A 19770-nucleotide genomic window follows, 5' to 3' on the forward strand; every position below is an offset into this window, starting at 1 on the left:
GGTCACAACGCGCCGTCGGCGCGCAGGGCCTCGATCTCGTTCCCGCTCAGGCCGAGGATCTTCCCCAGCACGTATTCGGTGTCCTCGCCGTAGCTCGGTCCGGAACGGTCGAAGCGGCCGCCGATATAGGTTGGTGTGTCGGAGAAACGCACCGGGTGCTCCTTGACCGGCCAGCGGCCGATCTCGCTCTGGTCCAGTTCGACGAGCCAGCCGGCATGCGCCAATTGGGGGTCGGTCTCGTAGCGGTCCTGGGCGGTCTGGCAGACCCCCGCCGGCACACCCCGGGCCTGCAGCGCGCCCATCAGTTCGAACCCGTCGCGGTCCTGGGTGGCGGCCCCGAGCAATTCGTCGAGCGCGTCCTGATGCTCCACCCGGCCCGCGAGAGTGGCGAAGCGCTCCTCGGCGCTCCACTCGGGACGGCCGAGGACCTCGGCCAGCCCCGCCCACTGCTCGTCGGTGAACGCGGCGATCGCGATCCATCGGTCGGTTCCGGCGGTGCGATAGGCGCCGTGCGGCGCGGCCTGCTTGTACGGGGAACGGTTGCCGTAGCGCGACCACCGGCGGCCGTTGACGACGTAGTCGAGGATCGACGTTCCGGTCAGGTACAGACCAGTCTCGCCCTGCGAGGCGTCGATGTGACAGCCCTCGCCGGTGACGTCGCGACGGTAAAGCGCGGCCAGCATGGCCGTCGCCATGTTGTACGCGCCGAACCAGTCGAGATAGGAATACCCGATCCCGGCGGGCGGGAAGGGTTCGGCCAGCCCGGACATGTCGCTCAGCCCGGAGATGGCCTGCGCGCTCGGGCCGTACGTGCGGGCGCGGCCATAGGTGCCGGCCTCGCCGAGACCGCTCTGCTGGACGTAGATGATGCTCGGATTGAGTTCCTTGAGCCGCTCGTACCCCAGGCCCATCCGCTTCATCGTGCCCGGCGAGAAACCCTCGACGATCATGTCGGCGTCGCGGATCAAGTCTTCCAGCAGTGCTTTGCTCCGCGGATGCTTGAGGTTGAGCGACATGCTCAGCTTGCTCGCGTTGATCTCCATGAACGAGCCGCTGCGGTCCGGATTGTCCTCCAGGCCCTCGAACCGCGGCGTCGGCAGTGGACCGGTCGCGGCCTCACGTTCCGTCCGCCCGCCGGGCGGACAGGCACCGAGCGGGCTGAACCGCATCCGGTCGGGGCGGCTGATGTGCTCGACCTTGATCACTTCGGCGCCCATCGCACCGAGGAACCGTCCGGCGCCGGCGCTGGCGAGCATCCAGCTCAGGTCGACGACCCGGATTTCCGGCAGTGCGAACGGTTTCCCGCGCGGGCTCAGCAGCGGCTCGGCATCGGTCCGCGGCGAGGCGAACACGCGTCCGCGGGTGGCCTTGGCGCCACTCCATTCCGCGAGCACCTCGCCGGTGTGTTCTCCGACGAGCGGCGGCCGCGGTCCGCGCCGCCACGGCATCCCTTCGGTGACCCACTTTCCGCCGACGTAGAGGAACGTCTCGTCGAGTTCGGGGTGGTACACCTCGAAGAACGCGCCGCGCTGCAGCCAGTGCGGGTCGCCGGTGTTGTCCTCCGGCCGCCGGATCGGCGTCCACGGCAGGTTGCGATCCTGGGCGGCTCGCCACACGTCGCGATCGAACAGGTAGCTGCCCACCAGCCGGTCCACCTGCCGCGCCAGCTGGTCGCGCGCCTCGGCGGTGTTGCGGTGGTCCGTGGCGTATTTGGGATCCTCGAGATCGCCCTCGCACCCGAATTCCTTCAGCAGCCCCACGGTGCTGTCCCACTCGTCGCCCTGCGAGCGCACATAGGTGCGGTAGGGGAGCAGGTACCGGCCGTCCTTGGTGATCGAGATGGACGGGCTGCGCGCGGACGTGGTCGAGTGCCGGCAGGTCAGCCGGCGGTGGGTCTGGGCGAGGAACACCCAGTCCGGCAGGTCGGTTTCGGTGTTCTGGCTGACGGCCTCGTGCACGCTGGTCGACAGCGCCTGCCCGCGCCCGCTGCCGAGCCGGTGCACGAGCGCGGTCACGATCGACATCGCGGCCATCTCACCGGCGATGTAGTACGACTGCCACATCTGCGGCGCGATCGGTGGTGTCTCGTAGAAACCGGTGGGGTCGGGGTCGTAGCCGCAGTTCATCATGACCCCGCCGAGCGCGAGGTGCACGAGATCGCTGCCCGCGTAGCCCGCCCACGGCCCGGTGTCGCCGAACGGGCTGATGCGCGCGTGGATCAGCCCCGCATTGGTGGCGCGCAAGGTCTCGAAGCCGAGGCCGCGCTCGTCGAGGTAACCGAGCGGCCGGCTGTCGAGCAGCACGTCCGCGGTCGCGGCGAGCGCGGCGAACCGGTCCCGGTCCGCCGCGTCGTCGAGATCGAGGGTGATCGAGCGCTTGCCCAGGTTGTGGTGCCAGAAATAGAGGCTGCGGTCCGGGTGCGGCTCGTCGTGGTAGAAGGGCCCGTACGTGCGGGTGACCTCACCGCCCCGCGGTTCGACGCGGACGACGTCGGCGCCCAATCCCGCGAGCACCTTGCCGCAGTACTCGCCGAGTTCGTCGCCGATCTCGATGACCCGGATGCCGTCGAGGAACCCCTCGAACCCTGGCTCGGCACGCTCGTCGCTCATCCGACCTCTTTCGTCACCACATCACGCTAGTGCAAGATACGGTACCTCATATATCGTATCGGTGGGAGCGGTTCGTGCCGCGGATCTGTAAGGGAGAGATACAATGTGGAGAATTGTCCCAGCTCTCCGATTCTGCACCGGAAAGGTCGCCAGCAACGATGCCGCCTGCCACCTCGTCCGATCCGGCGGCTCCGCTCAGCCCGGCCGCCCGGCCCGACAACCTGACCTCGGTCGTCTTCGCGGCGATTCGCGACAAGATCGTCGACGCGTCGCTCCCGCCCGGCAGCTCGGTCAGCGAAGCGGGTCTCGCGGCACAGTTGCAGGTCAGCAAGACGCCGGTGCGGGAGGCGCTGCTGCAGCTGCGCTACATCGGGCTCGTCGAGCCGACCACCCGCGGGCTGCGCGTGGCACAGCCGTCTGCGGTGGCGATCCGCGACGCGTTCGAGTACCGGGCCGGGATCGAGGCCATCGCGGGCAGTTACGCGGCCATGCGGTCGAAGGCCGCGCAGCACGAACGGATCCTCGAGTTCGCGAACGCGTCGCTGCGGTCGGCGAAGGACGGGCGCTCGGCCGAATTCCTCGCCAGCGACCGGAAATTCCATCTCGCCGTCGCCTCGGCGACGGGCAACCAGGTGCTCTCGCAGGCGGTCGAGAACGCGTGCGTCCTCACGCAGGCGTTGCGGCAGCGGGACATTCATGTTGACCGCGACTTCGTGCCCGACGCGCGTGAACACGTCGGCATCGCGAAAGCCATCAAGGCCGGCGACGCCGACCTGGCGAGCGAGCGCTCGGCGGGCCACATCCAGCGCATCATGGTCCAGCTGCTCGACGCGTTCCCGGACGCCGCGGGAGCCACATCCGGCGACGGCGTCGCGTCCCCGGCACGCAAGAGCACTGGGCGCGGCCGCAAGCGCACGGCCTAGCGGCCCGCGGGCTCTCCGCGTCGATGCGGGGTGTCGCCGATGAGCGCCCCCGCCGATTTCACCCGTCCCTTGCCGCGCCCGACGGCGTTGTCCGAGCCGTTCTGGGCGGGGTGCCGGGAAGGCAAGCTGCTGGTGCAGCAGTGCGCCAATTGTCGTGCGCACGTTTTCATCCCGCGTGAGTTCTGCCCGTTCTGTCATGGCGAAACCCTTGAATGGGTGGTCGGTTCCGGGTGCGGCACCGTCGTGACCTACACCGCTGTGTGGCGTGCGCAGACCCCGGCGTTCGAAGTTCCCTATGTGGTCGCGGTCGTCAGGCTCGCGGAAGGGTACGAAATGCTCACGAACATCGTCGGCGTCCCGCCCGAAGAGGTCCGGATCGGGGCCGCCGTGCGAGTCCATTTCGTGCCGGTGACCACGGAGATCACGCTGCCGTGCTTCCGGTTGGATCCGGACGCGGAGGACGCACAGTGACGGGCCGGGAAGCCGTCATCGCCGGCGCGTTCAACACCCGCCAGGCCCGGCGGCTGGAAGGGGAGACGTCGGCGACCGTGACGCTGGCGGCGATCCGCGGTGCGCTGGCGGACGCCGGGCTGGCCGTGGCCGATATCGACGGCGTGAACATCCTGCCCGGGCTGGATTACGAGCGCGGAGCCCGGTCGTTCGGGTACGCGCTCGGCATCCAGTACTTCTGGGTCGGTCGCGGCGCCCCTGGTCCGGCCGCCGTGTACGAGGCCGCGCTGGCGATCGAGAGCGGCATGGCCGACGTGGTCGTCATCGCCGCGGGGGAGGCCGGGCTGCACACCGACCGGGCCACCGTCGCACCGTGGACCCGGCCGTCCAACGAGTTCATCGAGTGCTGGGGTCTGATGACCCCGGCCGAGTTCGCGTTGTCGGCCAAGGAATACATGGTGCGGTTCAACGTCGACCCGCTCGACGTCGCGCATGTGGCCGCGGTGATCCGGAACAACGGCGCGCGCAACCCGGAAGCGATCTACCACGGCCGTGGACCCTTTACGGCACAGGACATCCTGGACTCCCGGATGGTCGCCGACCCGTACCACCTGCTCGACTGCGCGACCACCGCGGAGGGCGGCTCGGCGCTCGTGCTGACCACGGCCGAGCGGGCGCGCGACCTGCCGGGCACGGCGATCCGCGTCCTCGGCGGGGGATCCGAGAGCTGGGGCCCCGCCTACACCCATCCGCCGACCTACGACCGGGTCGGCATGCTGGGCCGCGCGTCCGGTGACCGGGCGTTCGCGCGTGCCGGGCTCGAACGGTCCGATGTGGACGTGTTCGAGCTGTACGACAATTTTTCCTGGGAGATCATCCGGTACTTCGAGGCGTTGCGGTACTGCCCGGTCGGCGAAGGGGCCGCCTTCGTCGCCGGCGACGCCATCGAGGTCGGCGGCCGGTACCCGATCGTCACCGACGGCGGCACGATGTCGCATTCGCACACCGGGGAGTCGCAGCGCAACCAGCGGGTGGTGCAGGCGGTCCGGCAGTTGCGCGGGTCCAGTGCGGCCAACCAGGTGGCCGGCGCCGAGGTCGCGCTCGTGATGGCGCTCGGAGACATCGTCTTACTCGCCCGAAGTTGATACGCTGTACATGAGATATCGGATATGAGTCCGGCGTTTTCAGTCGGCGTGGTGAAAGGAAGGGACGAACAATGACCGCTACCGAGACCGCTACCGGCCTCCCGATGATCATCAGCGTGGATGACCACATCATCGAGCCGCCCACGCTGTTCCAGCGCTGGTTGCCCGCCAAGTACGCCGACCGTGCCCCGCGCGTCGAGCGCAAGAAGATCAGCCCCGAGTCGAAGCTGTTCACCGGGCTCGTCGAGGACCCGGACGGCATTCCCGGTGACGTGTGGCTGTTCGGCAAGTCGGCCTATGTGCTGCGGCGGCCGATCCTGGTGCTCGACGGTGTCGAGACCACCGCCGACATGCGCGGCAACGAACCCGCGACCTACGACGAGATGCACCCGGCGTGCTACGACCCGAAGGCGCGGGTCGAGGTGATGGCCTCCCAGCACGTCGAGGCATCACTGTCGTTCCCCACCTTCCCGCGGTTCTGCGGCCAGGCGCTGAGCGAGCAGACCACCGACGACCGCGAGTTCGGGCTGGCCTGCGTCGAGGCCTACAACAACTTCATGATCGACGAATGGTGTGGCGACTCGGGCGGCCGGCTCATCCCGCTTCCCGTGGTGCCGTTGTGGGACCCGAAACTGGCCGCGGCGGAGGTCCGGCGCAACGCGGCGCGCGGCGCTCGCGCGGTGGCGTTCAGCGAGATCATCGGGCACCTCGGCTACCCCTCGATCCACCACGGCAACTGGGACCCGTTCTTCCAGGCGTGTGAGGAGACCGGCACGGTCATCTGCATGCACATCGGCTCGTCGTCGAAGATGATGCCGATGCCGCCGGAAGCGCCGGACATCGTCGCGCCGACGCTGCAGTTCACCAACTCCTACGCGTCGATGGCCGACTTCATCTTCTCCGGTGTGCTGGACCGTTTCCCGCGGCTCAAGCTCGCCTATTCGGAGGGCCAGGCCGGCTGGATGCCGTACGCGATCGAGCGGATGGACCACGCGTACCTGCACCACACGTGGGGTCACGGCGAGGAGCCGATGGCCGAGCTGCCCTCGACCTACATTCGCCGCAACATGTTCGGCTGCATCTTCGCCGACCGGCACGCCATCGAGCAGTCCGCCAAGATCGGGGCGGACAACCTGATGTTCGAGGTCGACTTCCCGCACGCGGACGGGCCGTACCCGCACACGCTCGAGCACCTCGCCGGGCAGTTCGAGGGTGTCGACGCCGACACCACGTACCGGATCGTGCGCGGTAACGCGATCCGCCTGTTCGAACTGGATCTGGACCGCGCCAAAGCCTAGGGCAGGCACAGAAAAGCGGCTCGCCTCCACCGGGGGCGAGCCGCTTTTTTCTTTCAGCGCAGGACGTTCGAGAATTCCTCGACGACATCGGTCATGGCGCCGACGAAATCGTCCAAGTCCTTCTGTTCCAAGGGAAGTGGCAGGGCGAGGTAACCGCGGCGGGCGAAGTAGAACCCGCGGGCCATCATCTCCAGGTGCAGCAGCGCCCGCTTGGCGTTGGCGGGCACCACGTCGCGGGCCCTGGCGATCGGCGTGGTCTGGAAATGCAGGCCGATGATCGACCCGATCCCGGTGGCCTGCATCGTGACGTTCCGCTCGGCGAACATCGCGTTGAGCCGTTCGCGCAGCAGGTCCCCGCGCGCGTTGTGGGCGACCGCGACCTCCGGGGTGAACACGTCCCGCAACCCGGCGGCGCCGGCCGCCATGCTGAGAGTGTTGTTGTTGAACGTTCCCGGGTGCCCGAGCGAGCCGGCCGCCGTGGGGTCGAAACGCGCCATGAGCTCACGGCGGCCGCCGAACGCGCCGAAGCTGAACCCACCGCCCACGTACTTGCCGAACGTGGTCAGATCGGGCCGGAGTTCGTACGGGCCCTGCAGCCCGCTGGGCCCGAGCCGGGACGTCATGACCTCGTCGAGGATGAACAGCGCGCCGTACTCGGCCGCGCCTTCCTGCAGTGCCGCCAGGAACTCCCGGGTCGCCGGGATGGCGCCGCCACCGCCGAGCATGGGTTCGACGAGCACGGCGGCGATATCGTCGCCGTGCTCCTCGAACAGCCGGCGCGCCTCGTCCACGTCGTTGTACTCACAGACCACGAACGGATACGGCGCGTTGATCGGTGACGCGCCGCGGAAACTGAGCACGCTGCCGTGATACCCGTTCTCGAACACCATGATCGCCGGCCGCCCCGTGACGACCCGCGCCGTGGCGATGGCCATCAGGTTGGCCTCGGTGCCGGAATTGGTGAAGCGCACCAGCTTGAGCGACGGGAACCGCTCGACGAGTAGCGCGGCCAGTTCGGCGTCGTAGGTGTTCGGGCCGCCGAGCGCGATGCCGTGATCGAGTGCCTCCCGGGCCGCGGCCATGATCACCGGGTGGGAGTGGCCGTACAGCCCGGCCGAGTACTCGCCGAGGAAATCGGTGTAGACGTGCCCGTCGAGGTCCGTCAGGTGCTTCCCCTGTCCCGACGCGAACGCGACCGGGAACGGGCTGTAGTACAGCGAAGTGCGGGTGTTGCCGCCGGGCAGCGTCTCGGCCGCTTCGTGGAAACGCGTTTCGCTGATGGGGTTTCGGGTCGTGTAGCGCTGCTGGCTGTCTTCCAGCGCCGCCGCGAGCGCGTCGTCACGGGTGTCGAGCATGCCGGTTTCTCCTTTGCGGACGCTCAGTCGAGCTCGATGTCGAGCCACCCGTGTGCGGTGACCGTGGCTCGTTCGTTGTCGCGGATGAGCACCGACGTCGTCGGCGAGTCGAAGATCGCGGCGCCCTCGATCTGGGTCCCGGGCGCGAGCGCGTCGAGCCGGTGCACCGGAACCTCCCGCCACTCGCCGAGGTACACCCGGCGCGACGAGACGGCCGCGCTCTCGCCACCGCGGCCGGCCAGCGGCTCGGCGCGCAGTTCGGGGAGCTTGCCCACGACCGTGGTGCGGGCGTTGACGATCACCACTTCCTGGCCGGGCGCGTGGTACGCGTACAGCTCGTCGTGGCGGCGGTGGAAACGCGCGACCATCTGCTCCATCAGATCGGGCGCGGCGAGGTCGACGTCGTCCACGGCCACGGTGATCTCGTAGATCTGCTCGCCGTAACGCATGTCGAGCGCGTGCCGCACCTCGATTTCGCCGGTAAACCCGGTCAGCCGCGCGAGCCCCTCCTCGGCCATCCGCCCGAGCAGCTCGCGCAATCCGTCGGCCGTGGTCGACGACGCTTCGCCGACGTGTGAGCGCACCAGCTCGTAGCGCAGGTCGGTGGCGAGCATGCCCCACGCCGACAGCACCGAGGCGACGTTGGGCACGACCACACGCTTGATTTCGAGCAGCCGCGCGACTTCGGTGACGTGCAGGCCCGCCGCGCCGCCGAAGGACACGAGGGTGAAGCGGCGCGGGTCGAGCCCGCGGCGGACCGAGACGATGCGAATGCCCTCGGCCATCGTGGTGTTCACGACCTTCGAGATGCCTTCCGCCGCCTCGATCGTGCTGGTGCCGAGCTGGTCGCCGATCGCGGCCACGGCGGCCTCCGCGGCGGCGGTGTCGAGCGCCATCCGCCCGCCGAGGAAGTTGCTCGCGTCGAGGAAGCCGAGGACGACGTTCGCGTCGGTGACCGTGGCCTGGGTGCCGCCGCGCCCGTAGCAGGCCGGGCCCGGGGTCGCCCCGGCGCTTTCCGGCCCGACGTGCAGGATGCTGCCCGCGACCCGGGCCAGCGAACCGCCGCCGGCGCCGAGGGTGTGGATGTCGAGCGTGGGCAGGGACACCTTCGCGATGCCGACCTGTTTCTCGCCGGTGAGCTGCGCGGCGCCGCCTTGCAGCAGGGCGATGTCGGTGCTGGTGCCGCCCATGTCGAAGGTGATCAGGTCGGGCTCGCCGAGGAGTTTCGCGGCGTGGGTGGCCGCGGCGATCCCGCCCGCCGGGCCGGAAAGCACCGCGCCGGCCGCGAGCCGGCTGGAGTCGGCGATGGTCGCGACGCCGCCGTGTGAGTGCATGATCATCACTTCGCCCTGGTAGCCGGCGTCGAGCAGTTTCCCGCTCAACCGGGACAGGTACGACGAGAGCACGGGCCCGACATAGGCGTTCACGACCGTGGTCCAGACCCGTTCGTATTCCTTGATCTGGGGCAGGACGTCCGACGACAGCGAGACATAGGTGTCGGGCAGTGCCGCGGCGAGCGCCCGGCCCGTTTCGGCTTCGTGCGCGGCATTGCGATAGGAGTGCAGGTAGCAGACCGCGATGGCCTCGACGCCGAGCGCCGCGGCCGCCTCCACCGCTTCGGTGATCGACTCGGCGGTCAGGGGAGTGGCGACCGTTCCGTCGTAGCGCATGCGTTCCCGCACCGCGATGCGCCGGGAGCGCGGCACGAGCGGCGTGGGTGGCGCCATCCGCACGTTGTACCGGTCGTCCTTCATGCCCTCGCGCATCTCGATGACATCGCGGTGCCCGTCGGTGGTCAGCAGCGCGACGCTGGCGCCTTTGCCTTCCAGCAACGCGTTGGTGGCGACCGTGGTGCCGTGCACGATGCGTTCGGTCTGTGCCAGCAGTTCGGCCCGCTCCACGCCGAGTTCGGCGGCGAGCGCGGTCAGCCCGTGCAGCAGGCCTTCCGACGGGTCGGCCGGGGTGGAGGAGGACTTGGCGATGATCACCCGTCCCGTCTCGTCGACCGCGGCGAGGTCGGTGAAGGTACCGCCGATGTCGATGCCGATGCGATACACGGTCATCCCTCCTGTCCGGTCACGAAGCCGTTCGCACGGTCGGCCGCGCGGGTCTGCGGATCACGGTCGGCCGGTGGTCCGTACCCGCCGCCGCCGGCGGATTCGATGAGGAACACGTCGCCGGGACCGACCGGGATGTCCACCTCTTTGGTCTTCAGCACCCGCTCGGTGTCGCCCGAGAGCAGCCGGTACCGATGTGGTTTCCCGTCCTGGCCGCCGAGCGTGCCGAACGAGGGGTGCCGGATCCCGTCGCCGGCGGTGTTCGCGACCGCGGGCGCGGTCGTTTCCATGCGCAGCCGCAGGACCGAGCCGGCACCGCCGCGATAACGACCGTCGCCGAACGAGTCGGGCCGGAACTCATGGTGTTCGAAGAACAGCGGGAACCGTGCCTCGGCGACCTCGACCGAACCGAACTTCGACGATCCCATCGCCTGTCCCTCACCCGCGGTCTCCCAGCCGTCGCCGGCGGGGGAGGCCCCGCCGCCCGGGCGCGCGTGGAACAGGTGCCAGATGAACGACCGCCCGTTGCGCGGATCGGTGCCCTTGATGGCGATCCGGAACCGGCGGCCCCAGCCCGCGATGACCCGGTCGGGACAGGCCGTGGCGAGCGCCTTGATGACGGACTCGGCGATCTCCTGCGCACAGTGGTTGGTCGCCAGCGTGACCGGCGCGGGCGGCTCGGCCCAGACGACCGTGCCGGGTTTCGCGATGACCTCGACGGCGCGGAACGTGCCCGAGTTCTTCGGCGTGCGTGGCTCGATCAGGAAGGCCAGCGCCATGTACACCGCCGACATCATGTTCGGGTACGAGGAGTTGATGAAGCCGGTGACCTGCGGGTGCGAATCGCTGAGGTCGACGGTCATCGAATCGCCGTGAATGGTGACCTCGGCCCGGATGTACACGTCCTCGGTGCCGTGGCCGTCGTCGTCCAGAACGGCCTCGCCGTGGTATGTACCGTCCTGCCAGCCGGCGATGCAGGCGCGGGTTTCCCGCTCGGCGCTGTCGAGAATCGCGTCGATCGAGTCGAGCACGGTTTCCGCGCCGTACTCGTCGAGCAGCTGGTGCACGCGCCGCTCACCGACCCGCGACGACCCGATCATCGCCCGCAGGTCGCCGAGGAAGTCGTCGGCGTGCCGGACGTTGGTGGCGATCATCCGCATGACGTCCTCGCGCACCTGCCCGGCGTCGTACAGCTTGAGCGGCGTGATCCGCAGGCCCTCCTGCCAGATCTCGGTGGCGCCCGGGTTGTAGGCGCCGTGGGTGGAACCACCGATATCGCTCTGATGCGACCGGTTGATCGACCAGAAGAGCAGCCGGTCACCGGAGAACACCGGGACGAACACGGTGAGGTCCGGCAGGTGGTTGCCGCCGTGGTAGGGGTCGTTGAGCAGGTAGACGTCGCCGGGACGTACCTGCCCCTCGAAGAACTCCGCGACCGCCGTGACCGCCCACGAGATGGAGCCCACATGGATCGGCACGTGCTCGGCCTGGGCGATCAGCCGCGCTTCGCCGTCGGTGATCGCCGTCGAGAAATCGCGGCTGGAGTTGAGGATCTGTGAATAGGCGGTCCGCAGCATCGCCTCGCCCATTTCCTGGACGATCGCCTCGAGGCGGTGGGTGACGACAGAGACCGTGACTGGATCGACCACGTTGAACTTCCTGCTCGGCTCGGACCGTGGGGGGCGCCTCGGCCGGCCTCTGATGAGGCCGCGGAGCCCGGTCATTGACGATGACGGGCGCTTGGCAAGATACGGTACCTCATATATCGTCGAACTCCCAAGCATCGCCGCGACGCGGATGTGTCACAGCGACCCGACTCTCACCGGAAGGCGTGACGATGAGCGTGATCATCACGGTGGCTCCGACCGGCCCCATCGCCTCGAAGGCCGACAACCCGGCACTGCCGACCCAGCCCGCCGAAATCGCGGACCAGGTGGCGGCCGCGTACGAGGCCGGCGCGTCGGTCGCGCACATTCACCTGCGCGACCGCGACGACCTGCCGACCGCGGACCTCGACATCGCCCGCCGGACGGTGGAGCTCATCGGGGAGCGGTGCCCGATCCTGGTCCAGCTGTCCACCGGCGTCGGCCTCACCGTCCCCTTCGAGGAGCGGGAGAAACTGGTCGAGCTGCGGCCGGCCATGGCGACCCTCAACCCGTGCACGATGTCGTTCGGGGCCGGGGAGTTCCGCAACCCGCCCGACGGGGTGCGGCGGCTCGCGGCGCGCATGCGCGAGCTCGGGGTCAAGCCGGAACTGGAGATCTACGACACCGGCCACCTCGAAGCGTGCCTGCGGCTTCAGGCCGAAGGACTGCTGGCGGACCCGCTGCAGTTCAGCATCGTGCTGGGTGTGCGCGGCGGGATGGCGGCGACGGCCGACAACCTGCTGATGATGGTCAACCGGCTGCCCCAGGGCGCGATCTGGCAGGTGATCGCCATCGGCAAGGCGAACCTGGAGCTCACCGCGATGGGACTCGCCCTCGGTGGCAACTGCCGCGCGGGTCTGGAGGACACCCTGTACCTGCGCAAGGGCGAACTGGCCGACGGCAACGTCCCGCTCGTCAGCCGTGCCCGCACGCTGGCACTGGACCTGGACCTCATGGTGGCCGACGTCGCGCAAGCCCGCGCACAGCTGCAGCTGAACTGACCCGCCCGCGCGGCGCGCCAACGCGCCCGCGCAACGGGCCAACACGCGCGCACGAGGCGCCAACACGCCCGCGTGCCGCGCCAACACACCGGCGCCGCGCGCCAACACGCCCGCGCAACGGGCCAACACGCCCGCGCAACGGGCCAACACGCCCGCGCAACGGGCCAACACGCCCGCGCAACGGGCCAACACGCCCGCAAGCCCCGGCCTGCCGGGCGTGTTTGCCTGCTGCGGCGGCGTGTTGGCTTGCTGCGTCGGCGTGTTTGCCTGCTGCGCCCAGGTCGCAGACGTCTGTCCCGAAAAAACTATAGATTCTCTTGCGTGTGCCGCGGCACGGCGGTTAAGCTCCGTTGTGCAGGCGGCACTTTTTCTTGCGGCGACGCGATCCGTCGTCGTACTCGTTGACCTGCGCCCGTAATCCGTCAGGTCGTGATCGGTCTGCCCGCGCGTCGCACGTACCGCGAGGCAGCGATCCGCCGTGCGCCGAAATCCTGATTGTCGTGCGCCTACCTGGAAGAGGAACGCCGTGAAGGTTGGCTGCTATTTCAATTTCCAGAACTACATGGACTGGGATCGTTATCTCGCGCAGAAACCGGGGCCGCCGGAGATTACGGACGCCCAGATCTACGATGAGGACCTGTATCTCGCCGACCTCGTCGAACCGCTCGGTTTCGACTCGTACTGGGCGATCGATCATTACACCTCCCCCTATGCCATGACCGGCGGCGCCCTCAATCATCTGACCTATTTCGCCGGGCGGAGTTCGACACTGGATCTGGGCACCATGGTCACGGTGCTGCCCTGGCACGAGCCCATTCACGTCGCGCACCAGATCAGCATGATCGACAACATCCTCAAGGACCGCCGGCTGACGCTGGGATTCGGCCGGGGAGCCGCGATCCGTGAGTTCGACGCCTTCGGGATCCCGATGGGGGAGTCCCGGATCCGGTACAACGAGGGCCTGGAGGTGATCAAGCGGTCCTTACAGGACGAATGGTTCTCGTTCGACGGCGAGATCTTCAAGGTCCCCAAGACCACCGTGCGCCCGATGTACCGCAACCCGGAGCGGATCCTGGAGCGCATGCGAGTGGCCTGGACCAGTCCGGAGTCCTTGCCGCCCGCGGCACACGGCGGTCTGGGCATGTTGATGACCGGTCAGAAGAGTTTCGTCGAGTACGGCGCCGATGTGCGTAACTTCAACGCGATCCGCGCCGAGCACGGCTGGAAACCCAGCCAGCCCACGGTCATCGTGCGGGTCGCGTGCTTCGAGGACGAGCAGGAGGCGTGGGAGATCATGCGCCGGTACACCCTCGAAGGCCAGCGCAGCAGCCGCGTGCACTACGAGTTCGCCGATATCGAGCGCTTCCGCAACACCAAGGGCTACGAGCAGTACGCCAAGTTGCGCGAGCACGTGCGGACCGAGGAAGAAGCCCTGGAGAGCGCGGCAAAGCCGCAGGCATGGGGCACGCCGGATCAGGTTTTCGACCGTCTACTCGAGATTCAGCGCCTGACCAGCGCCGAGGAGTTCGTGCTGAGTTTCCGGATGACCTCGATGCCGGTGGCCGACGCGGAACGGTCCATGCGGCTCTTCGCCGATCAGGTCCTGCCGCGGCTGCACGCGGCGAACGCCGCCTACAACCCGGAGGTCGGGTTGTCCGGTACCAATCCGCAGGCGATCGGTTCGGGCGTCACCCCCGCCTGATTCCTTCATCACTCCACAAAGGATTCAAGCGAAACCATGACAGCACAAGAGGACGAGAGGACCCTGCGCGCCGAGGTCCGGGCGTTTCTCGCCGAGGAACTCCCGCGGCCGCAGCGGTACGGAACCGGGCTCGTCGGCGGTCCCGGGTACATGGACTTCGCCCCGGAGTTCAGCCGGAAGCTGGCGGCCAAGGGCTGGGTCGGGATGGCGATCCCGCCGGAGTACGGCGGACAGGGACGGGGCAATCTCGACCGGTTCGTCGTCATCGAGGAGTTGCTGGCGGCAGGAGCCCCGCTGCTCGCGCATTGGGTGGCCGACCGCCAGACCGCGCCGATGCTGCTGGCGTTCGGCACCGAGGACCAGCGCCGGCGTTTCCTGCCGGTGATCGCCGCGGGCGAATGCTATATGGCGCTGGGTTTTTCGGAGTCCGAGGCGGGCTCCGACCTCGCGGCCGTCCGATGCCGGGCGACCAAAGTGGACGGTGGCTGGCAGTTGTCGGGCACCAAGATGTGGACCAGCGGCGCGCACACCAACGACTGGATCGCGGTGCTGTGCCGGACCGCCGAGTTGGACGGGGACCGGCATCAGGGCCTGTCCCTGCTGATCGCGGACCTCCACGCGCCGGGGGTCACGATCCGGCCGATCTACTTCCCGGACGGCGGGCACCGCATCAACGAGGTCTTCCTCGACGACGTGTTCGTGCCGGACGATCTCGTGCTCGGCGAACCGGGTTCGGGCTGGGACCTGATGAATTCCGAGCTCTCCCACGAGCGGGCCGGACCCGAGCGGTTCCTTGCGGTGTGGCCGTTGTTCGAGGCCTACCTCTCGCAGAGCCGCAAGAACCTCGCCGGGAACGAATCGCGGATCGGCGGAATCGGCTCCCGGTTCTGGGCGCTGCGGCAGCTGGCCCTCGCGGTCGCTCGCGGAATCGAGCAGGAGCAAGTGAGCCCGTTGAGTGTGTCGATCCTGAAGGACCTCGGCACCACCTTCCAGCAGGAAACCGTCGCGGAACTCCAGGTGATCGTCGAGCAGGACCCGGATCCTGCTTCCGGCGACGTGTTCGACGCCCTCTTGGCGCGCGCCCTGGTGATGGGACCGTCCTGGACGATCACGGGCGGGACCACCGAAGTGCTCCGCTCCGTCGCGGCCCGCGGTTTGCGCTCGGGCAGCGGCCGGGTGGCGCCTGGCCACGGCTCGTTCGAGGAAACGGTCGAACGCCTTTTCAGCGAACTCAGCGGCCCGGAGAATCGGGAGCAGGCCGAACAATCCGGCTGGGCGCCCGAGGCCTGGGATGCGGTTTCCGCCGCCGGGTTCCAATGGGTGGGGGTCTCCGAATCCGCCGGCGGTTCGGGGGGCGAGCTCGCGGACGCCGCTTCGCTCGTCCGCCTCGCGGGCCGGCACGCGGTCGGGCTTCCGTTGGCGGAGACCACGATGCTGGGCGGCTGGCTGCTCGACAAGGCGGGGCTGCGGGTTCCGGCGGGGCCGGTGACCCTCGCGCCGACGAGTTCGACCGACGATCTGGGGATCGGCCCGGGAAACACGGTGACCGGGCGACTCGAACGGGTGCCGTGGGCCGCCCGTGCGGAGCTGGTGATCGGAACGGTGTCCACATCGGACGGTCCCGCCGTGGTCGTGCTGGATCCGCGGACCGCCACGATCCGCCCCGGCGGCAACGTCGCGGGCGAGCCCAGGGAAACGCTGGTGTTCGAGCAAGTCGCGCTGTCTGGTGACCAGATAGTGCTGGTCGATCCGGATGTGCTGGCGGAGCTCGAACTGCGCGGCGGCCTCTCCAGAGCGCTGCTGATCGCGGGTGCGCTGGAGGCGGTCTGCGACCTCACTGTCGCCTATGTGAACCAGCGCGAGCAGTTCGGTCGTGAACTCATCCGGTTCCAGGCCGTGTCACAGCGGCTGGTGCAACTGGCAGCGGAGGCGGAACTGACGTCGCTCGCCGCGGTCGCTGCCGCGAGACGGCTCGGGGAGGTGGGGACGGCCGCGGCCTTCGAGGTCGCCGCGGCCAAGACGACCGCCGCCCGCGCGGCATCGGTGGTCGCCGCGCACGCGCACCAGATTCACGCCGCGATGGGGATGACCCGGGAGTACCCGCTGCACCATTTCACGCGCCGATTGTGGTCCTGGCGGCAGGAATGGGGGACCGGGGAGCACTGGGCACGGCGGGCCGGCGAGATCATGACCGCGACCCCGGTCGATCGGCTCTACCCGTTGATCACCACGGGATCGATATGACGAGAGAGCGTGCTTCGTGAGCGAAATTCGATATCGGGTCCTGAATCCCGCGACGAACGAGCTGGTGCGTGAGTATCCGACGGCCACCGACGCCGAGATCGAGGACGTGCTGGCCAATGCCCAGGCCGCATTTCTGCGTTGGCGCAAGGGAAAGCTGGCCGATCGCTCGGCGTTGCTGGGACGGGTCGCCGAATCGTATCGGGAGCGGATCGACGCGCTCGCCGAGATCATCACCCGGGAGATGGGCAAGCCCACCCGGGAGGCGCGGGGCGAGATCAAGCTTGTCGCCTCGATCTTTCGTTATTACGCCGAGAATGCCGCCGACTTGCTGGCGGACACCCACCTGAGCCCTCGGATGGGCGGATCCGCAGTGGTGCGCAAGGAGCCGATAGGCGCACTTTTGGGGATCATGCCGTGGAACTACCCGTATTATCAGGTCGCTCGTTTCGTCGCGCCGAACCTGATGGCCGGCAACCCGGTGATCATCAAGCACGCGCCCCAATGCCCGGAGTCCGCGTTGGCGATGGCGGACATTCTCCGCGACGCCCGCGCGCCCGAAGGCTTGTACGGCACCGTTTTCGCCACCAACGACCAGGTTGCCGCGATGATCGCCGACCCGCGCGTCGCGGGTGTGTCGGTGACCGGCAGCGAGCGGGCGGGCGCCGCGATCGCGGAGATCGCGGGCCGGAACCTGAAGAAATGCGTGCTCGAACTCGGCGGGTCGGATCCCTTCATCGTGCTCGACGGGGTGGATCTGGATGCCACCGTCAAAGCCGCGGTCGCGGCACGGATGGGTAACGCCGGGCAGGCGTGCAATGCGGCGAAGCGGATTATCGTCGTCGGTGATCAGTACGAGCCGTTCGTCGACCGGTTCACCACCTCGATGAGTTCGCTTCGGCCAGGCGACCCCACCGATCCGGCCGCCGGATTCGGTCCGCTCGCGTCGGAAGCGGCTGCGGAGAGCCTGCTGGACCAGGTGCGGGATGCCGTCGCCAAGGGCGCGAAGGTCCGCACCGGCGGTGACCGGGTGGACCGGCCGGGTTCGTTCGTCGAGGCGACCGTGCTCACCGGCGTCACACCGGAGATGCGTGCCTATACCGAGGAACTGTTCGGGCCGGTCGCGGTGGTCTACCGGGCCGGCGACGTGGATGCCGCGGTCGAGCTGGCGAACAGCTCGCCGTTCGGGCTCGGCGGCGTCGTCTTCGGCGACGAGGCGGAGGCCGAGGAGGTCGCGGACCGGCTCGACACCGGGATGGTGTGGATCAACAGTCCACAAGGGTCGGCCGCGGACCTCCCGTTCGGCGGGACCAAACGTTCCGGCATCGGCCGCGAACTCGGCGCGCTGGGGATCGACGAGTTCGTCAACAAGAAGCTGATCTACAGCCCGAAACCACGCTAGTTCCGGGAGCGCCGCGCCGCGTGAAGGTGATTTGAAAGGGGCGGAGCCGCTTGCGGTGGGCCGTCAGCTCATACCGCTACCCGCACCGCCACGCAAGCGACCTTCAAAACATTTTCTAGCGGGCGGCGCTCGCGACCGCGCCTGGGTAGGTGGCGAGCGCCCCGCCGTCCAACGGCACCAGGGCCGCCGTCATGTACCGGCTCGCGGGCGACGCGAGGAAGGCGACCAGGTCGGCGACATCGGTCACGGTCGCGGGGTCGGCGATCATCCGGTTGTTCCGCCGTGCTGCGTTCTTCACCGGGTCGTTGAAGGTCGCCGCCGTCTCCTCGCTGAAGATCGACCCGAGGACGATGACGTTCGACCGCACCCCGGACTCCGCGTAGTCCATCGCGATCTGGCGGCTGAGGCCTTCCAGCGCCGCTTTGGACGTGGCATAGGCGGGCGAGGACCGGTAGACCCGGTGCGCGCTGATGCTCGACACGCTGACGATCGCACCGCCGCCCGCCGCGACGAGGTGCGGGATGCCGTACTTGGCAAGGTAGAACGGCCCGTAGACATTGACCTTCATGATCCGGTCGAACACTTCGGCGGGTTCCTCGGCCACTGGGCGCTCCCCGGTGCCCCGCAGGATGTCGCTCGCCGCCGCGTTGTTCACGATGATGTCGAGCCGGCCGTACTCCGCGATGGTCGCCTCGACGGCACGGCGCACGGCCTCCTCCGAGGTCAGGTCGGTCGGCACGAACATCGCGCGGCCCCCGTTGCGGCGGGCCTCGCGGGCGATGGACTCACCGGACTCACTGCGGCCCAGCCCGACGACCGCCGCACCGTCCGCGGTGAGGCGCCGGACGAGTTCCGCGCCCATGCTCTTCGTCGCCCCGCTGACGATGGCGACCTTTCCGTCGAACGTCCCCAACGTTTGATCCTTCCGTATGGTCGTTCACGCCACGTCTACGAGGACCTTGCCGATAGCGCCCTGCTCGACGGCTTCGTGCGCGTCGTTGGTGCGGTGCAAAGGAAAGTGGTGCAGGGGAAGGCCGGCCTCAACGCCGACCGGGAGTATTCCGCCGGCCACCGCGGCGGTCACCGCTTCGACGGCCGACGATTTCGCCTTGTCGTTGATGGTGAAGACCGACACGAACTGCCATCGCGCGTTGGCCGCCATCGCGGGCCCGATCTCCACCGGGACGGGCCCCGACACCCGGCCCGAGTACACGGCGACCGTCCCGCCCGGGGCGAGCACCTCCTGGTCGAGCGCGGCATTGGCGTGCGGCGCGACCTCGACGATGATGTCGACACCGTGCGGCGCGACGTCCCGGATCAGGTTGCCGGCGTCTTCCGTCGTGTAGTTGACGACAGTGTGTGCGCCGGCCGCCGACGCCAGCGCCGCCTTGTCGGGCGTGCTGACCGTCGTGATCACGGTCGCACCACTCCAGCGGCCCAGTTGGATCGCCGCGTGGCCGACGGCTCCCGCCCCGCCCGCGACCAGGATCGTCCGGCCCGCGAGCGCGCCGGGACTCAACAGCGCCGGTCCGTTTTCCGCGCAGGTCAGGCAGCGGTGTGCGGTGATCGCCGGGACGCCGAGGCAGGCACCGGCGGCCAAGGAGACGCCGTCCGGGATTTCGACGGCGTTCGCTTCCGGCACCGCCACGAATTCCTGGGCGGTGCCACCGCATCGCTGGCGCGCGGTCTCCCACAACCAGACGCGCTGCCCGATCCGGCCGGGATCAACGCCTTCTCCCACCGCGTCGATCACCCCGCCACCGTCCTGATGCGGCACGACGGCTGCGGTTCCCGAGTACCTCTGCCGGTTCTTCCAGTCCGCGGGATTGACGCCGGAGACACCGACTCGCACCCGGACTTCGCCCGCCCGCGGCTCGGGCGCCGGGAGATCGACCTCGGTGAGGACACCGTCGCGCGTATAGACGATCGCTCGCATGCGCC

The 19770-nt window shown here is 68.9% G+C and carries 14 protein-coding genes; 8 read left to right on the plus strand and 6 right to left on the minus strand.

The window, feature by feature from the left end; genetic code table 11:
• Positions 1–2 precede the first annotated feature (2 nt).
• The gene (locus tag LOZ83_RS28290) at positions 3–2609 is read right to left on the minus strand and encodes a CaiB/BaiF CoA-transferase family protein (RefSeq protein WP_236794745.1); all 2607 of its coding nucleotides are present in this window, start codon (positions 2607–2609) and stop codon (positions 3–5) included.
• A gap of 158 nt (positions 2610–2767) precedes the next feature.
• Between LOZ83_RS28290 and LOZ83_RS28295 the strand changes: the two genes are divergently transcribed.
• From LOZ83_RS28295 to LOZ83_RS28310, 4 genes are all read left to right on the plus strand, one after another.
• Positions 2768–3532, plus strand: a complete 765-nt coding sequence (locus tag LOZ83_RS28295; protein ID WP_236794746.1) for a GntR family transcriptional regulator — start codon at positions 2768–2770, stop codon at positions 3530–3532.
• Positions 3533–3571: 39 nt separating this feature from the next.
• Positions 3572–4003 carry a Zn-ribbon domain-containing OB-fold protein gene (locus LOZ83_RS28300; RefSeq protein WP_236794747.1) on the plus strand — a complete coding sequence of 144 codons (432 nt, stop codon included), beginning with the start codon at positions 3572–3574 and terminating at the stop codon, positions 4001–4003.
• On the plus strand, positions 4000–5127 hold the full coding sequence (locus tag LOZ83_RS28305) for a thiolase family protein (RefSeq protein ID WP_236794748.1): 1128 nt from the start codon (positions 4000–4002) through the stop codon (positions 5125–5127). Before LOZ83_RS28300 ends, LOZ83_RS28305 begins: the two co-directional genes overlap by 4 nt.
• Before the next feature lie 71 nt (positions 5128–5198).
• Positions 5199–6425, plus strand: coding sequence for an amidohydrolase family protein (locus tag LOZ83_RS28310; RefSeq protein ID WP_236794749.1), 1227 nt, complete (start codon positions 5199–5201; stop codon positions 6423–6425).
• Positions 6426–6478: 53 nt separating this feature from the next.
• Here the strand turns inward: LOZ83_RS28310 and LOZ83_RS28315 are convergent, their stop codons facing one another.
• From LOZ83_RS28315 to LOZ83_RS28325, 3 genes are read right to left on the minus strand one after another with little or no spacing between them, the layout of a single operon-like run.
• Complete coding sequence (locus LOZ83_RS28315; protein ID WP_236794750.1) at positions 6479–7780, minus strand: aspartate aminotransferase family protein; 1302 nt, start codon at positions 7778–7780, stop codon at positions 6479–6481.
• Positions 7781–7803: 23 nt separating this feature from the next.
• Positions 7804–9843, minus strand: a complete 2040-nt coding sequence (locus LOZ83_RS28320; RefSeq protein ID WP_236794751.1) for a hydantoinase/oxoprolinase family protein — start codon at positions 9841–9843, stop codon at positions 7804–7806.
• Positions 9840–11486 (minus strand): hydantoinase B/oxoprolinase family protein, encoded by a 1647-nt coding sequence (locus LOZ83_RS28325; RefSeq protein WP_236794752.1) that lies wholly within the window; start codon positions 11484–11486, stop codon positions 9840–9842. The genes LOZ83_RS28320 and LOZ83_RS28325 overlap by 4 nt, the downstream gene beginning before the upstream one ends.
• Positions 11487–11674: 188 nt before the next feature.
• On the opposite strand from LOZ83_RS28325, the gene LOZ83_RS28330 reads away from it, so the two are divergent.
• From LOZ83_RS28330 to LOZ83_RS28345, 4 genes are all read left to right on the plus strand, one after another.
• Entirely contained in the window at positions 11675–12484 is an 810-nt protein-coding gene (locus LOZ83_RS28330) for a 3-keto-5-aminohexanoate cleavage protein (RefSeq protein WP_236794753.1), read from the plus strand.
• 526 nt (positions 12485–13010) lie between these two features.
• Positions 13011–14186 carry an LLM class flavin-dependent oxidoreductase gene (locus LOZ83_RS28335; RefSeq protein WP_236794754.1) on the plus strand — a complete coding sequence of 392 codons (1176 nt, stop codon included), beginning with the start codon at positions 13011–13013 and terminating at the stop codon, positions 14184–14186.
• 36 nt (positions 14187–14222) lie between these two features.
• The gene (locus tag LOZ83_RS28340) at positions 14223–16430 is read left to right on the plus strand and encodes an acyl-CoA dehydrogenase family protein (RefSeq protein ID WP_236794755.1); all 2208 of its coding nucleotides are present in this window, start codon (positions 14223–14225) and stop codon (positions 16428–16430) included.
• A 16-nt stretch (positions 16431–16446) separates the two neighbouring features.
• On the plus strand, positions 16447–17829 hold the full coding sequence (locus tag LOZ83_RS28345) for an NAD-dependent succinate-semialdehyde dehydrogenase (protein WP_236794756.1): 1383 nt from the start codon (positions 16447–16449) through the stop codon (positions 17827–17829).
• Between the two features lie 115 nt (positions 17830–17944).
• Here LOZ83_RS28345 and LOZ83_RS28350 read toward each other — a convergent pair whose 3' ends face one another.
• Positions 17945–18742, minus strand: coding sequence for an SDR family NAD(P)-dependent oxidoreductase (locus tag LOZ83_RS28350; RefSeq protein WP_236794757.1), 798 nt, complete (start codon positions 18740–18742; stop codon positions 17945–17947).
• A 24-nt stretch (positions 18743–18766) separates the two neighbouring features.
• Positions 18767–19765, minus strand: coding sequence for an NADPH:quinone reductase (locus LOZ83_RS28355; protein ID WP_236794758.1), 999 nt, complete (start codon positions 19763–19765; stop codon positions 18767–18769).
• Positions 19766–19770: the final 5 nt, after the last annotated feature.

The sequence above is a fragment of the Amycolatopsis sp. GM8 genome (assembly GCF_021653975.1).
Classification (GTDB): Bacteria; Actinomycetota; Actinomycetes; order Mycobacteriales; family Pseudonocardiaceae; genus Amycolatopsis_E.